The following is a 14,826-nucleotide window of genomic DNA, read 5'->3' as shown; positions in this document are numbered from 1 at the left end:
ACTCAGGCGAGCAGTCGCTCCATCAGCGCGAGGTAGAGATCCGGCAGGCGCTCGAGGTCCGCGACCGCGACGTGCTCGTCGACCTTGTGGATGCTCGCATTGACCGGCCCGAGCTCGACGCAGTGCGCGCCCAACGGCGCGATGAAACGCGCATCCGACGTGCCGCCGCCCGTGCTCTCCTCCGGCGACGTGCCCGTGAACTGGCCGAGCACCGCGCAGGCCGCGTCACGCAGCGGCCCTTGCGGCGTGTAGAACGGCTCGCCGCCGCGGTGCCAGGCGACGCTGTAGTCGAGCCCGTGACGCGTGAGTACGTCCTCGCAGGCCGCCTCCAGGCGCGCGGCGTCCCAGTTCGGGTTGTAGCGGAGGTTGAACAGCACTCGCATCTCGCCCGGGATCACGTTGTTCGCACCCGTGCCCGCGTTGACGTTGCTGATCTGCAGGCTCGTCGGCGGGAACGTCGCATAGCCGTCGTCCCAGCGCCGCGCCGTGAGTTCCGCCAGCGCCGGAAGCGACTGATGGATGGGATTGCGCGCCTTTTCCGGATACGCGACGTGCCCCTGGATGCCGCGCACCGTGAGCGTCGCCGACAACGTGCCGCGACGGCCCACGCGCAGCAGGTCGCCGAGCACGGCCTTCGACGACGGCTCGCCGGTCACGCACCAGTCGATGCGCTCGCCGCGCTCGCGGAAGACGTCGGCGACGCGGCGCACGCCGTCGATCGCATCACCCTCCTCGTCCGACGTGACCAGCATCGCCACGCGGCCGCGATGCGCGGGATGACGCTCGACGAACCGCTCCAGCGCGACAACGAACCCGGCGACGCTCCCCTTCATGTCCGCCGCGCCACGCCCGTAGAGCACGCCGTCGCGGATCTCCGGCACGAACGGATCGCTCGCCCACGCCTCGCGCGGTCCCGGCGGCACCACGTCCGTATGCCCGAGGAGTACCAGCGTCGGGCCGCCATCGCCGTGCACGGCCCAGAGGTTGTCCACCTCGCCGAAGCGAAGGCGCTCGCAGCGGAAACCGGCGCGCTCCAGGCGCTCGGCGATGAGCTGCTGGCAGCCGGCGTCGTCGGGCGTGACCGACGGGCGCGCGATGAGGTCGCACGTGAGTTTCAGGACGTCGCTCATGGGCCGATCCCGAATCGCTTCTTGAAGCCGTTGTCGGAGAACCCCTGCGATATGTCGCCGTCGTCGGTGACGACGAGCGGTCGCCGGATCAGCTGCGGATGCTCGCGCAGCAGCAGCTTCCACTCGGCGTCGGAAGCCGCGGCCTTGCGTGCCGGCGGCAGGTTCCGCCATGTGGTCGAGGACTTGTTGACCATCGCATCCCAGCCGCCCAGCTTTTCCTTCCACCCGACGAGCGTCTCCGGCGACGGCCGCTGGTCGCGATAGTCGACGAAGTCGTGCGTCACGCCGAAGCGCGCGAGCCAGTTCCGCGCCTTGCGGCAGGTGTCGCAATTGGCCAGGCCGTAGAGCGTGGTCGGCATGTCAGTCGGCCAGCCCGCGCAGCAGGTCGTTGATCGAGGTCTTCGAGCGCGTCTTCGCATCGACCTGCTTGACGATCACCGCGCAGTAAAGCGAGTGCGAGCCGTCCTTGGCCGGTAGCTGACCGGAAACGACGACCGAGCCCGGCGGCACGTAGCCGTAGCTGATCTCGCCGGTCATGCGGTTATAGATGCGCGTGCTCTGGCCCAGGAACACGCCCATGCCGATCACCGAATGGTGGCCGACGACGACGCCTTCGACGACCTCGGAGCGGGCACCGATGAAGCAGTGGTCCTCGATGATCGTCGGCGTCGCCTGCAGCGGCTCCAGAACGCCGCCGATGCCGGCGCCGCCGGACAGGTGGCAGTGCGCGCCGATCTGCGCGCAGGAGCCGACCGTCGCCCACGTATCGACCATCGTGCCCTCGCCCACATACGCACCGATGTTGACGAAGCTCGGCATCAGCACCACGTCCTTGCCGATGTAGCTGCCGCGGCGCGCGATCGCGCCCGGCACCACGCGCGCGCCGAGCTTGCGGAAGCGTGCCTCGTCGAAGCCCTCGAAACGCGCCGGGACCTTGTCCCAGAACGGCGCGGGCTGTGCGTCGACGACTTCCATCTCCTGCGTGCGGAAATAGAGCAGCACGGCTTTCTTGAGCCACTCGTTGACCTTCCAGCCGCCCTGGCCGTCCGGCTCGGCGACGCGCAACTCCCCGGCTTCCAAGCCGTCAATCACGCGTTCGACGAGCGGGCGCGTCGAGCCCTCGATCTCGTCGACCGTGAGCATCGTGCGGCGCTCCCAGGCGCTGTCGATCATGAACTGCACGTCGTCGAGGCCGGGCCCCTTCGGCGCGGCCTTGCGGCGTGGCGACTTGCGGGCGGGGGTCTTGGCGGGCGGGGTCATGGACAGTCTCCGTCGAGGCAGGCGAGCAGTGCGTCGCGCAGCGCGTGCTGGTGGGTTTCGTCGAGGGGGCGGTCGACGCCAGCGGCATCGACGCGGGTGATCTGGAACACGTCCTCGGCGCGTTCGCCGAAGGTGGCCACGCGCGCATCGTGCACGCGCAGACCCTGCTCGCGCAGCACGTGCGCGACGTCGGCAAGCAGCCCCGGTCGATCGGTGCAGACCAGGCTCACCAGCGTGCGCGACGGTGCTTCGATCGCGTCGAAGCCGACCTGCGGCGCGATGCGGAAGTGCCTGAGATGCCGCGGCTGCGCACGCCGTGCAGGGCGCACCCCGGTGAGGTCGCCGGCCAGCACCTCGCGCAGGCGTCGCGTGACATCGCCGGGCTCCGGCTGTATGCGCGGGTCCACAGGCACGACCTGGAAGCTGTCGAAGACGCGCGCGCCGGGGCCGTCGAGCACGCGCGCCTGCGCGATCGCGAGGCCGAGGCGGTCGAGCGTGATGACGATCGCGGCGAACAGGCCGTCGCGGTCGGGCGAATGCACGAAGACTTCCAGCGCGCCCTGGTCGCCGAGCGGACGCGCGGCGACGCATGTATCGGCATCGCCCATCGCGCGCAGGGCCTGGGCCTGCCAGGCCAGCTGATCGGGACGACCGCGCTGGAAGCCGACGTCCGGCATGCGCGCCAGGAGTCGCTCGACCTCATCTGCCCCCAGTCCCTCCACGCCCAGGAGCGCGGCGGCTTCGGCTCGCGTCTGGGCCGCGCGCTCGTCCGCGACCAGCGGGTTTTCCAGCCCGCGTCGCAGCGCCAAGCGCGCCGACGTGTAGAGATCGGCGAGCAGCCGGTCCTTCCACGCGTTCCAGAGCTTGGGCGACGTGCCCGCGATGTCGGCGCAGGTCAGCAGGTAGAGCAGCTCGAGCCGCTCGCGATCACCCACCTTGAGCGCGAAGCGATGAATCACCTCGGGGTCGGCGATGTCCTGCTTCTGCGCGGTCACCGACATCAGCAGGTGCTGCGCCACGAGCCATTCGACGGTGGCGACGTCGCCCGGCGGGAGCGCGATCGCCTCGCAGAACTCGCGCGCATCCACTGCGCCGAGCTCGGAGTGGTCGCCACCGCGCCCCTTGGCGATGTCGTGGAAGAGCGCCGCGAGCAGGAGCAGCTCGGGTCGGCGCAGGCGCGGCCAGACCTCGTGCGCGAGCGAGAAGCGCTCGTCGGCACCGCTGGCGAATGCCTCGATGTTGGCGAGGACGGCGAGCGTGTGCTGGTCGACCGTGTAGACATGGAAGAGGTCGAACTGCATGCGCCCGGAGACGTCGCCGAATGCGGGAATCCAGCGCGCGAGCACGCCGAGCCGTGCCATCCGCGAGAGCGTCCGCACCGGCCGCGGCGCACGCAGGAGCTGCAGGAACGCCGCACGCGCGTCGGGCGTGGCGGCATGGAACGGCGGCACGATGTCGAGCGCTTCGGCCAGTGCACGCGCGGTATGGGAATGCAGGCCACGTACGCCCTCGCCCGCGGCCCAGGCGGCGAAAAGCGCGAACACGTCGAGCACGTCGCGCGGCCAGGGTGATCCCGCGCTCGCGGCGAGGTAACCCCGCCGCGATTCGAAGCCGGGCGCGAGCGGCTGCGGATCGACCGGCCCCTCGAGCTGCTCCTCGAAGCGCTGCAGGAGGCGGTCCCCGATGCGCCGCACCAGGCCGGCGCTCCGGTAGAAGGTCTGCATCATCTGCTCGACCGCGAGCGCGCCGGGCGCGTCCACGTAGCCCATGCGCGCGGCGAGCGCCTTCTGGTAGTCGAAGCGCAGGCGCTCCTCGCGCTTGCCCGCGACGAGGTGCAGTCCGAAGCGAAGGCGCGCGAGCACGTCGTGCTGGCGCTCGAGCGTCGCCTGCTCGTCCGCGCCGAGCTGGCCGAGGGTGATCAACGAAGCGAAATCGCCGGTGCCGAGCACGCGCAGCGCCATCCAGCGCAGCGTCTGCAGGTCGCGCAGGCCGCCCGGCCCTTCCTTGAGGTTCGGCTCCAGTCCGTCGGCCGTATCACCGAAGCGCGCATGGCGCGCGAGCAGCTCCTCGCGCTTGGCCGAGAAGAACCCATGCGGCGGCCACACGCGTGCCGGATCGATCGCGGAGGCCAGGGCCAAGCATTGCGCGCTCGACGCGTGCAAGGGACGCGCCTCGAGCATCGCCGTGAGCGTGGCGATGTCCTCGGCGCCCGCGGCAGTGCACTGCGCGGGCGTACGGACCGCGTGACCCACGGGCAGGCCGGCATCCCAGAGCAGCGCGACGAAGCGCGAAAGCCCGGCCGCGATCGCGGAATCGGGATCGTCGGGCGTCAGCACGAGCAGGTCGACGTCCGACTGCGGATACAGGCTGCCACGCCCGTAGCCACCCACTGCGAACAGCGCGACGCCGCTGGCGGGGGGCATCGCGCGGCCCCAGGCCTCGATCACCAGCGCATCGACGCCGGCGGCGCGGCGGCGTGTCAATGCGCGCGCATCGGCTTCGGCGCCGGCACCGTCGAACGCCTCCGCGAGCTGCGTTGCGAGTCCGGCCAGTCGCGCGCGTGCACCGGCCGCCCAGGCCGCGTCGTCCTGCGCGTCGTGCTCCGCCCGGCCGGTCGCGGCGGGCTCCGCCGCGCGGTCGCTCATAGGTCGTTGTCGTCGCCCGGCAGGCGCGTGAGGATCTCGACGCCGTCGTCGGTCACCGCGACGGTGTGCTCCCACTGCGCGGAGAGCTTGCGGTCCTTGGTGACCACGGTCCAGCCGTCCGGCAGCACCTTCGTGTGGCGCGTGCCCTCATTGATCATCGGCTCGATGGTGAAGGTCATCCCCGGCTTCAGGACCAGCCCCTCGCCGGCGCGCCCGTAGTGCAGCACCTGCGGATCCTCGTGATAGATCTTGCCGATGCCGTGTCCGCAGTATTCGCGCACCACGGAGAAGCGTTCCGACTCGGCATACGTCTGGATCGCATGGCCGATGTCCCCGAGCGTCGCGCCCGGCGTCACCGCGCGGATGCCACGGAACATGGCTTCCCGGGTGACGTCCACCAGCCGCTTCGCCATCACGGACGGCGTGCCGACGAAATACATGCGGCTGGTATCGCCGTGGTAGCCGTCTTTGATAACGGTCACGTCGATGTTGATGATGTCCCCGTCCTTGAGCACCTTTCCGACGCTCGGGATGCCGTGGCAGATCACGTTGTTGACCGACGTGCAGACCGTCTTCGGAAAGCCCTTGTAGCCGACGTTCGCGGGGATCGCGCCCTGTACGTTCACGATGTGGTCGTGGCAGATGCGGTCGAGCGCCTCGGTGGTCACGCCGGGCTTCACGTGCTCGGCGACGACCTGCAGCACCTCGGCGGCCAGGCGGCCGGCGACGCGCATCTTCTCGATGTCTTCGGGGGTCTTGAGGGTAATCGGCATCCCGCCATTATGCCGCGCAAGGTTGATCCGCACGTGCGCCGTGGCCCCAGCGCGCCGCCGCGCGCTGCGATACCCGCTTGCTCCTGCACCCGACGCCCGCGGGTCAGGGGGCGCTCCAAGAGGCCGGGCCAGGCCCATCGACTGGGACAACCGGCCGGCCTGGTCCGTCCCGCACCCGCGCCTCCGATCGCACCCCCCAAAGCGTGTCGGCCACCGCCGGTTGCCCGAAGTGTCTGATCCGACTACACTTTCGGGGCTCCGTGGCTCGCCGCGGGCCGCCCACGCCGGGCGCAGGGCATCGCGGCACGCGATTCCCGGGCGAATACACACCTGTCGCCACCGTCGATGCCGGGGTGCCCCGAATGGGGTTCGGACATCGGACGCGGCAGGGAGGCCCAACCCCGGAATCCTCGCCCGCATCGCGGGTGGCCGCTCCTTTTCTTCGGCCGGGTTCCACTGCCTGGAGTCACTGCAATGCCCCAGATCACCATGCGCCAGATGCTGGAAGCCGGCGTCCATTTCGGCCACCAGACGCGCTACTGGAACCCGAAGATGGGTCCGTACATCTTCGGCGCCCGCGGCAAGATCCACATCATCAACCTCGAGAAGACCGTTCCGCTCTTCAACGACGCGATGAACTTCCTCTCGGGCGTCGCGCAGAAGCGCGGCATGATCCTGTTCCTCGGCACCAAGCGCTCCGCGCGCGAGTCCATCAAGGAAGCCGCGGAACTCTGCGGCATGCCGTACATGAACCAGCGTTGGCTGGGCGGCACGCTGACCAACTTCCGCACCGTCAAGCAGTCGGTGCAGCGCCTGAAGGAACTCGAGGCCGCCGAGACCGACGGCACGTTCCAGAAGCTCGTCAAGCATGAAGTGCTGCAGCTGCGCCGCGAGCGCGAGAAGCTCGAGCTGTCGCTGGGCGGCATCAAGGAGATGAACCGCCTGCCCGACGCGATCTTCGTGATCGACATCGGCCACGAGGACATCGCGATCAAGGAAGCCAAGAAGCTCGGCATCCCGGTCGTCGCCGTCGTCGACACCAACTACGACCCGGAGCTCGTGGACTACGCGATCCCGGGCAACGACGACGCCATCCGCGCCGTGCAGCTGTACGCGCGCGCCGCCGCCGAGGCCGTGCTCGAGGGCAAGGCCGCCGCGCCGCAGGCCGCTTCGGTCCGCGAGGAAGACTTCGCCGCCGCCGAGGCCGGTGCCGAGGGCGCCGAGGACCGCAAGGGTCCGCGTCGCGCGCCGGCCAAGAAGGGCGCGCCGCGCAAGGCCGACGCTCCGGCTCCGGCCGCCGAGTAAGCGGTTCCACCCGGTGGCCACGCGCGTCGTGGCCACCGCGGTTCCGAGTTTCCCGTGACAGCCGCCGTCGGCGCCTGCACGCCGTCCCGCGACGCGGGACACCCTCCCCATACGAATGAGGCTACGTCCATGGCAGAGATCACTGCTTCCCTGGTCAAGGAACTGCGCGAGCGCACCGGCGCCGGCATGATGGAGTGCAAGAAGGCACTCACCGAGAACGGCGGCGACATCGAGGCGGCGGCCGACTGGCTGCGCAAGACCGGCCTCGCCAAGGCCGACAAGAAGGCCAGCCGCATCGCCGCCGAAGGCAAGATCGTCGCCGCGCAGAGCGAGAAGACCGCGCTGCTCGTCGAGATCAACTCCGAGACCGACTTCGTCGCCAAGGACACCAACTTCCTCTCGTTCGTCGAGACCGTCGGCCAGGCCGCGCTCTCCGCCAACGACGTCGAGGCGCTCAAGGCCACGAAGCTTGCGAGCGGCGAGACGGTCGAGGAAGCCCGTGCCGCCGTTATCGCCAAGGTCGGCGAGAACGTGCAAGTGCGTCGCATGGCGCGTATCGACAGCGACAACACGCTGGCCGCCTACGTCCACGGCGGCCGCATCGGCGTCATCGTGGAGCTCAAGGGCGGCAATGCCGAGCTCGCGCGTGGCCTCGCAATGCACGTCGCCGCGATGAACCCGCCCTACATTTCGCCCGCGCATGTGCCGGCCGACTTCGTGGCGCGTGAGAAGGAGATCGCGCTGGCGCAGGTGAAGGACACCGGCAAGCCGCAGGAGATCCTCGAGAAGATGATCGCCGGCAAGATCGCCAAGACCGTCAACGAGATCTGCCTCACCGGCCAGGCCTATGTGCTCGACACGAACCAGACCGTCGAGCAGGCGCTGAAGGCGGCCGGCGCGGAAGTCGTCAACTTCGTCCGCCTCGCCGTCGGCGAAGGCATCGAGAAGCAGACCGACGACTTCGCGGCCGAGGTCATGAAGCAGGCCGGCCTCGCGTAAGCGACCGCTACCGCGATACCGGAAGGGGCCGTGCACCGCACGGCCCCTTCTTTTTGCGACGCCGACGCTGCGCCGCCACGTGCCCTCGCCTACAATCGCGCCGCCCCCGCCAGCAGGTCCCGCCATGTCCGAACTCGCCTACCGCCGCGTCCTCCTCAAGCTCTCTGGCGAGGCACTGATGGGCAGCGAGGACTACGGCATCGACCCCAAGATCATCGATCGCCTCGCGCGGGAGGTGATCGAGGCGCAGCAGGCGGGCGCGGAGATCGCGCTGGTGATCGGCGGCGGCAACATCTTCCGCGGCGCGGGCCTCGCCGCGACGGGGATGGACCGCGTGACCGGCGACCACATGGGCATGCTCGCGACGATCATCAACGCGCTCGCCATGCAGGACGCGCTAGAGAAGCTCGGCACGAAGTGCCGTGTCCTGAGCGCGATCAAGATCAACCAGATCTGCGAGGACTACATCCGGCGGCGCGCGGTGCGGCATCTCGAGAAGGGCCGCGTGGTGATCTGCGCCGCCGGCACCGGCAATCCGTTCTTCACGACCGACTCCGGTGCCGCGCTGCGCGCGATCGAGATCGGCGCCGACCTGCTCCTCAAGGCCACGAAGGTCGACGGCGTGTACGACAAGGATCCGAAGAAGCACGCCGACGCCGTCCGCTATGACTCGCTCACCTACGATGACGTGCTCGGCCGCGACCTGCAGGTGATGGACACCGCGGCCTTCGCGCTGTGCCGCGACAGCGGCCTGCCACTGCGCATCTTCGACATGGACCAGCCGGGCCAGTTGCTGCGCATCCTCCGGGGCGAGCCGATCGGCACCCTCGTCCAGCGCGGCTGAGTCCCCGGCCGTGGGCCACGCGCATCACGACGGCGGCCACGGGCATCACCATGGCCATGGCGCGACCCGCGCCTTCGCCGCCGCCACCCTCGCGAACCTCGCGTACAGCCTGCTCGAAGCGGGCTACGGCGTGCTCGCGAACTCGCTCGCGCTGCTCTCCGACGCCCTTCACAACCTCGGCGACGTCGCCGGCCTGGCGCTCGCCTGGGGCGCTGCGACGCTCGCGCGCCGCGCGCCCACCCGGCGGCACACCTACGGCTGGCGGCGCGCGACGCTGCTCTCGCCGCTCGCGAACGCCCTCCTGCTGGTCGGCTTCGCCGGAGCCCTGGTCTGGGAGGCCTACCGCCGTCTGGCCGCGCCGCCCGACGTGCCGGGCCTGCCGGTGGTCGTCGTCGCGGCGATCGGGATCGCCGTGAACCTCGGTACGGCCTGGATCATGCACGGCGGCCATCACCACGACCTCAACCGGCGCGCCGCGTTCCTGCACCTGGTGGCCGATGCCGCCGTCTCGGCGGCGGCCGTGCTCGCGGGGCTCGGCATCTGGGCGCTGGGCTGGACCTGGCTCGACCCCGCCACGGCCGTGCTCGTTTCGGTGGTCGTCGCGATCGGTGCCTTCGGCCTGCTGCGCGAGAGCTTCGATGCGGCGATGGACGCCGTGCCGCGTGGCATCGACCAGCGCGAGGTACAGGCGTTCCTGGAATCGCAGGACGGCGTCACCGCCGTGCACCATCTGCACATCTGGCCGCTCGGCGCGGGCGAGATCGCGATGACCGCGCACCTCGTGCGCCCCTCCGCCGGCGACCACGACCGCTTCCTGGACCGCATCGGCCACGAGCTCGACGTCCGCTACGGCATCAACCATCCGACGCTGCAGGTCGAGCACGGGGACGCGTGCGAGCACGACCGCCACGATCGCGCCCCGCATCATTGATGGGCCCCGACGGATCGACGGCAGCCGTGCCCTATAATCGCCGGCCGACCGACCCCGACCGGAGCCCGCGATGCTCAACGAGATCAAGAACGACACCAAGGCGCGCATGGCGAAGAGCGTCGAGGCATTCCGCCACGACCTGGTCAAGATCCGCACCGGCCGTGCGACCACAAGCATCGTCGACCACATCAAGGTCAACTACTACGGCTCCGAGGTCCCGCTCTCGCAGGTCGCCAGCGTCGCGGTGAGCGACTCGCGCTCGCTGACGATCACGCCGTGGGAAAAGCCCATGGTCGGCGCCGTCGAGAAGGCGATCCTCGCATCCGACCTGGGCCTCACGCCGAATACCGCCGGCATGGTGATCCGCCTCAACCTGCCGCCGCTCACCGAGGAGCGCCGGCGCGACCTCGCGAAGGTGGTGCACTCCGGGGGCGAAGACGCGAAGGTGGCGATCCGCAACATCCGTCGCGATGCGAACCACCAGGTGAAGGAGCTCCTCAAGGAGAAGCAGATCACCGAGGACGAGTCCGCACGCGCCGAGCAGGACATCCAGAAGCTGACCGACGAGGCGATCAAGAACGTCGACGAGGTCGTGAAGGCGAAGGAACAGGAGCTGATGGCGGTCTGACCGCCGTCGCCCGACGCACTGGCGCACGCGCCACGCCGACGCGCCATGTCCACGCCGCCCGCCCCGCCCCGCATTCCGCGCCACCTCGCCGTCATCATGGACGGCAACGGGCGCTGGGCGCAGAAGCGCTTCCGCCCGCGCATCATCGGCCACCGTGCCGGTGCGCGTGCGGTGAACATCTGCATCGACTTCTGCCTCGAGCGCGGCATCGAGGCCCTGACGCTCTTCGCGTTCTCGAGCGAGAACTGGGACCGCCCGCCCGACGAGGTCGGTGGCCTGATGAAGCTCTTCAACGGCGCGCTCGAGCGCGAGATCGACGAGCTCGACCGCCGCGGCGTGCGCCTGCGTTTCATCGGCGACCGCTCGCGTTTCACGGACGCCATCCGCGCGCGCATGGCAGCGGGCGAGGCTCGTACCGCCGGCAATACGCGGCTGCAGCTCGGTATCGCCGTGAGCTACGGCGGGCGCTGGGACATCGTGCAGGCGGCGCGCAGTCTCGCCGAGGACGTGGCGGCCGGTCGGCTCGCACCGTCGGACATCGACGAGGCGCGCCTCGCCGGGCGCATCGCGCTGGCGGACGCCCCCGCGCCCGATCTCTTCATCCGCACAGGCGGCGAGCTTCGTATCAGCAACTTCCTGCTGTGGCAGCTCGCCTACACGGAGTTGTGGTTCACCGATTTGTTGTGGCCGGAGCTGGATGCGGCGACACTTCAGGCTGCGCTGGACGACTTCGCGCGCCGTGAACGCCGTTTCGGCCTGACCGGGGCCCAGGTCGCCGGCCCTACCGAGACGACCGAATGACCCGTACCCGTGTCGCCGCCGCCCTGGTGATGGCCCCCGTCGCGATCGCGGCGATCCTGCTGCTGCCGACGCCCTGGATGATGGTGGCAGCCGCCATCGTCTTCCTCGCCGGCCTGTGGGAGTGGTTCGACCTCGCCGAGGTCGACGACTCGCTCGCACGCACGGTGCTCGTCGTGGCGAACCTCGGCCTGATGGTCGCAATCGTCTGGGCCTCGCGCGTGCGGGGCGGCGGCACGCTCGCGCTGTTCCAGCTCGCGTCGATCGTCGGCGTGGTGTGGTGGCTGCTCGCGCTCGCCTGGCTCGGCCGCTACGAATTCGGCAGCAACCACGAATCATGGGCGCGTGCGCTCAAGCTGGCCGCGGGCACGCTCGCGGTGGTTCCCGCCTGGTGCGCGCTCGCCTGGCTGCATGCGGAAGAGCCGAACGGCCACCGCTGGCTGCTCGCGGCGCTCGCGGCGGTTTGGGCGGCCGACACCGGCGCCTACTTCTCGGGTCGCTATCTCGGCCGCCACAAGCTCGCTCCGCGGGTGAGTCCGAACAAGACGATCGAAGGACTGCTCGGCGGCGTCGCCGCGGGCACCCTGGCCGCGGTCGGCTTCGCGATGTTTGCGGGCGCACCGATGTCGGACCTGCCGAAGGTCGCGCTCGTCGCCGCTGCGGCGGTGCTCGTCTCGATCGTGGGCGATCTCTACGAGAGCCTGCTCAAGCGGCACGCCGGCAAGAAGGACTCGGGCACGCTGATCCCCGGCCACGGGGGCGTACTCGACCGCATCGACGCCGTGCTCGCCGCGCTCCCGGTGTTCGCGCTCGGCAAAGCGATCCTGGACTTCTGATGCAGCGCATCGCCGTCCTCGGAGCGACCGGCTCGATCGGCACGTCGGCGCTCGACGTGATCGCGCGCCATCCCGACCGCCTGCATGCGAGCGTGCTCGCGGCCGGCCGCGACGTCGATGGTCTCGTCGCCTGTGCGGCGGTCCATCGCCCCGAGCACGTGGCCATCGCCGATCCATCGCGCCTCGACGACCTGCGTCGGGCACTCGCCGCGGCCGGCGTGGCCTGCGAGGCACATGCGGGAATGGACGCGATCGATGCGCTGGTCACGGAGGCGACCTGCGATACCGTCGTCGCCGCCATCGTCGGCGCCGCGGGACTGTCGTCGACCCTTGCCGCCGCCCGTGCGGGCCGCCGCATCGCCCTGGCGAACAAGGAATCACTCGTGCTCGCGGGCGAGCTGGTGATGCGCACCGCGCGCGCCTGCGGGGCGACGGTGATCCCGGTCGACAGCGAGCACAGCGCGATCTTCCAGTGCCTGCCCGCCCGCGGCGACGCCGCCGCGCGTGACACGTCGGGGCTGCGCCGGCTCGTGCTCACGGCGTCGGGCGGCCCGTTCCGGGGGCGGAGCCGCGCGGCCATGGCGGACGTTACTCCCGCACAGGCGGTTGCGCATCCGAAGTGGTCGATGGGGCCGAAGATCTCGGTCGACTCGGCCACGCTGATGAACAAGGGCCTCGAGGTGATCGAGGCGCACCACCTGTTCGGCGTGGACGCCGATCGCATCGACGTCGTCGTGCATCCGCAGAGCCTGGTGCATTCGCTGGTCGAGTTCGTCGACGGCTCCACGCTCGCGCAGCTCGGACTTCCGGACATGCGCACCGCGCTCGCGATGGCGCTCGGCTGGCCGGACCGGATCGCCTCGGGCGTCGGCGGGCTCGATCTGGTCGCCGCCGGCGGACGCCTCGATTTCGAGCCGCCGGACCACGACGCCTTCCCCAGCCTCGGCCTCGCCTTCCGCGCCCTCCGCGCCGGAGGCACCGCGCCGGCCGTGCTCAACGCGGCGAACGAAGTCGCCGTCGATGGATTTCTCGGCGGGCGGATCCGCTTCCTCGACATTCCCGCGCTGGTCGCGTCTGCACTCGACGCGGTCGACAGCACGCCCGCCGACGACCTGCCGGTGCTCGAGGAGGCCGATGCCCGTGCTCGCCGTCACGTCGCCGCCCGGATCGACCATGCCGCATGACCGGCTCACGGCCGCTGGGCCCACCGCCGCCGTTCATCGGGCGGTGAACCTTCGCCGGTCAACGTGGTCAGTACCCGCGACCAGGCCGGCGGACGGCCGGGAGCCGACGTGAACGAGATTTTCGGATCGATCTGGTGGCTGATCGTCAGCCTCGGGATCCTGGTGACCTTCCACGAGTTCGGCCATTACTGGGTCGCGCGTCGCTGCGGCGTGCGCGTACTGCGCTTCTCCGTCGGCTTTGGCCGCGCCCTCTGGCTGCGCCGCGGCGCAGACGGTACCGAATACGCGATCGCCGCGATCCCGCTCGGCGGCTACGTCCGCATGCTCGACGAGCGCGAGGGCGACGTGCCCGCCGCCGAGCTGCACCAGGCTTTCAATCGCAAGCCGCTCGGACAGCGCGCGCTGATTGTGCTCGCGGGCCCGGTCGCGAACCTGCTGCTCTGCGTGATGCTGTTCTGGGGCGTGTTTGTCATCGGACGCCCGGATTACGCACCCGTCGCAGGGCGCGTCGAGGCGCTCGCGGAGGCCGCGGGGCTACGCGCCGGCGACACGGTCCTCGCCGTCGGCGAGCGCCGCACACCGACGTGGACCGAGGTCGAGTTCGCGCTCATTCCGGCGGCGCTCGACCGGGAAGACGTCGACGTCCGCGTTCGCACCTCGCAAGGCCAGGACGCAACCCGTCGCCTGCGCCTCTCACAGCTCCCGGCCGAGATCGACGAGCTGCGCGCGGTGGACGCGATCGGCCTGCGGCCGCGCCATCGGACCGTGCCTGCGGTCGTCGGAGACGTCCGCGCGGACGCCGCGGCCCGCGGCATCGTGCAGGCGGGCGACCGGATCGTCGCAGTGGATGGCCACGCGGTCGATTCGTGGGACGACGTCCCCGAGCGCGTCCAGACGATCGGCCGCCGCGGTGGTGCCGCGACGATCGAGGTCGAGCGACGGGGCGAGCGCCTCGCATTGCAGGTCGCGCCGCGCCTGGTGAAGGACGGCGACGCTTCGCGCTGGCAGCTCGGGATCGCGCCTGCGGACCCCGGGCGTCCGCCGACGGACGCGGTGCTGCGCTACGGCCCGCTCGAAGCGGTCCCCGCGGCGTTCCGCGAAACGGTCCACCAGACCGGGCAGCTGCTCGCGATGCTCGGTCGGGCGGTGACCGGGCGCATCGACCTGCGCAACACCGTGGCAGGCCCGATCACCATCGCGCGCGCCGCCAATACCTCCGCCGAACACGGGCCCGCGTGGTTCCTTTCGATGCTCGCCCTGCTCTCCCTGAGCCTGGGCATTCTGAACCTGCTTCCGATCCCCGTCTTGGATGGGGGTCACCTGCTGTATTACCTTATCGAGCTGGTCAAAGGCCGGCCGCTCAGCGAGCGCGCCATGGCGGCCGGGCAGTTCGTCGGCCTGGCGCTGATCGCAGGCCTCATGGGCCTGGCGTTCTACAACGACATCGTGAACAACCTGGTCGGCTGACACGGCCACCGTGCCGACCACCGCGC

Annotated in this window: 13 protein-coding genes and 1 pseudogene; 9 read left to right on the top strand and 5 right to left on the bottom strand. The window is 70.5% G+C overall.

Features of this window, described 5'->3' with window-relative positions; genetic code table 11:
• Positions 1-2: 2 nt before the first annotated feature.
• The 5 genes and pseudogenes from dapE to map all read right to left on the bottom strand — a co-directional run bounded on the left by dapE (position 3) and on the right by map (position 5,808).
• Positions 3-1,130: a succinyl-diaminopimelate desuccinylase gene (dapE, locus tag ACYVJJ_RS09680; RefSeq protein WP_460833084.1), complete on the bottom strand. Its 1,128-nt coding sequence runs from the start codon at positions 1,128-1,130 to the stop codon at positions 3-5.
• Positions 1,127-1,489 carry an arsenate reductase gene (locus ACYVJJ_RS09675; RefSeq protein ID WP_460833082.1) on the bottom strand — a complete coding sequence of 121 codons (363 nt, stop codon included), beginning with the start codon at positions 1,487-1,489 and terminating at the stop codon, positions 1,127-1,129. Before ACYVJJ_RS09675 ends, dapE begins: the two co-directional genes overlap by 4 nt.
• 1 nt (position 1,490) lies before the next feature.
• Positions 1,491-2,378: pseudogene (dapD, locus tag ACYVJJ_RS09670) on the bottom strand (2,3,4,5-tetrahydropyridine-2,6-dicarboxylate N-succinyltransferase); the annotation flags it as partial.
• An 8-nt stretch (positions 2,379-2,386) separates the two neighbouring features.
• Positions 2,387-5,035 (bottom strand): [protein-PII] uridylyltransferase, encoded by a 2,649-nt coding sequence (glnD, locus tag ACYVJJ_RS09665; protein WP_460833080.1) that lies wholly within the window; start codon positions 5,033-5,035, stop codon positions 2,387-2,389.
• Positions 5,032-5,808: a type I methionyl aminopeptidase gene (gene map / locus ACYVJJ_RS09660; RefSeq protein ID WP_460833078.1), complete on the bottom strand. Its 777-nt coding sequence runs from the start codon at positions 5,806-5,808 to the stop codon at positions 5,032-5,034. The genes glnD and map overlap by 4 nt, the downstream gene beginning before the upstream one ends.
• A gap of 474 nt (positions 5,809-6,282) precedes the next feature.
• On the opposite strand from map, the gene rpsB reads away from it, so the two are divergent.
• From rpsB to rseP, 9 genes are all read left to right on the top strand, one after another.
• On the top strand, positions 6,283-7,113 hold the full coding sequence (gene rpsB, locus ACYVJJ_RS09655; RefSeq protein ID WP_460833076.1) for a 30S ribosomal protein S2: 831 nt from the start codon (positions 6,283-6,285) through the stop codon (positions 7,111-7,113).
• A 129-nt stretch (positions 7,114-7,242) separates the two neighbouring features.
• A complete protein-coding gene (gene tsf / locus ACYVJJ_RS09650; RefSeq protein WP_460833074.1) occupies positions 7,243-8,112 on the top strand; it encodes a translation elongation factor Ts in 870 nt (289 codons plus the stop codon).
• A 124-nt stretch (positions 8,113-8,236) separates the two neighbouring features.
• Positions 8,237-8,956, top strand: coding sequence for a UMP kinase (pyrH, locus tag ACYVJJ_RS09645; protein ID WP_460833072.1), 720 nt, complete (start codon positions 8,237-8,239; stop codon positions 8,954-8,956).
• Between the two features lie 10 nt (positions 8,957-8,966).
• Entirely contained in the window at positions 8,967-9,887 is a 921-nt protein-coding gene (locus ACYVJJ_RS09640; protein ID WP_460833070.1) for a cation diffusion facilitator family transporter, read from the top strand.
• A gap of 70 nt (positions 9,888-9,957) precedes the next feature.
• Complete coding sequence (gene frr / locus ACYVJJ_RS09635) at positions 9,958-10,515, top strand: ribosome recycling factor (RefSeq protein WP_460833068.1); 558 nt, start codon at positions 9,958-9,960, stop codon at positions 10,513-10,515.
• Positions 10,516-10,560: 45 nt separating this feature from the next.
• Complete coding sequence (uppS, locus tag ACYVJJ_RS09630) at positions 10,561-11,316, top strand: polyprenyl diphosphate synthase (RefSeq protein ID WP_460833067.1); 756 nt, start codon at positions 10,561-10,563, stop codon at positions 11,314-11,316.
• Positions 11,313-12,149: a phosphatidate cytidylyltransferase gene (locus tag ACYVJJ_RS09625; RefSeq protein WP_460833065.1), complete on the top strand. Its 837-nt coding sequence runs from the start codon at positions 11,313-11,315 to the stop codon at positions 12,147-12,149. The genes uppS and ACYVJJ_RS09625 overlap by 4 nt, the downstream gene beginning before the upstream one ends.
• On the top strand, positions 12,149-13,333 hold the full coding sequence (gene dxr / locus ACYVJJ_RS09620) for a 1-deoxy-D-xylulose-5-phosphate reductoisomerase (RefSeq protein WP_460833063.1): 1,185 nt from the start codon (positions 12,149-12,151) through the stop codon (positions 13,331-13,333). The genes ACYVJJ_RS09625 and dxr overlap by 1 nt, the downstream gene beginning before the upstream one ends.
• A gap of 108 nt (positions 13,334-13,441) precedes the next feature.
• Positions 13,442-14,800, top strand: coding sequence for an RIP metalloprotease RseP (rseP, locus tag ACYVJJ_RS09615; protein ID WP_460833061.1), 1,359 nt, complete (start codon positions 13,442-13,444; stop codon positions 14,798-14,800).
• The last annotated feature ends 26 nt before the right edge of the window (positions 14,801-14,826 follow it).

Source organism: Lysobacter humi (ex Lee et al. 2017) (genome assembly GCF_054781815.1).
Note: the sequence above shows the minus strand (reverse complement) of the source record. Positions and strands in the feature narration are given on the sequence as shown.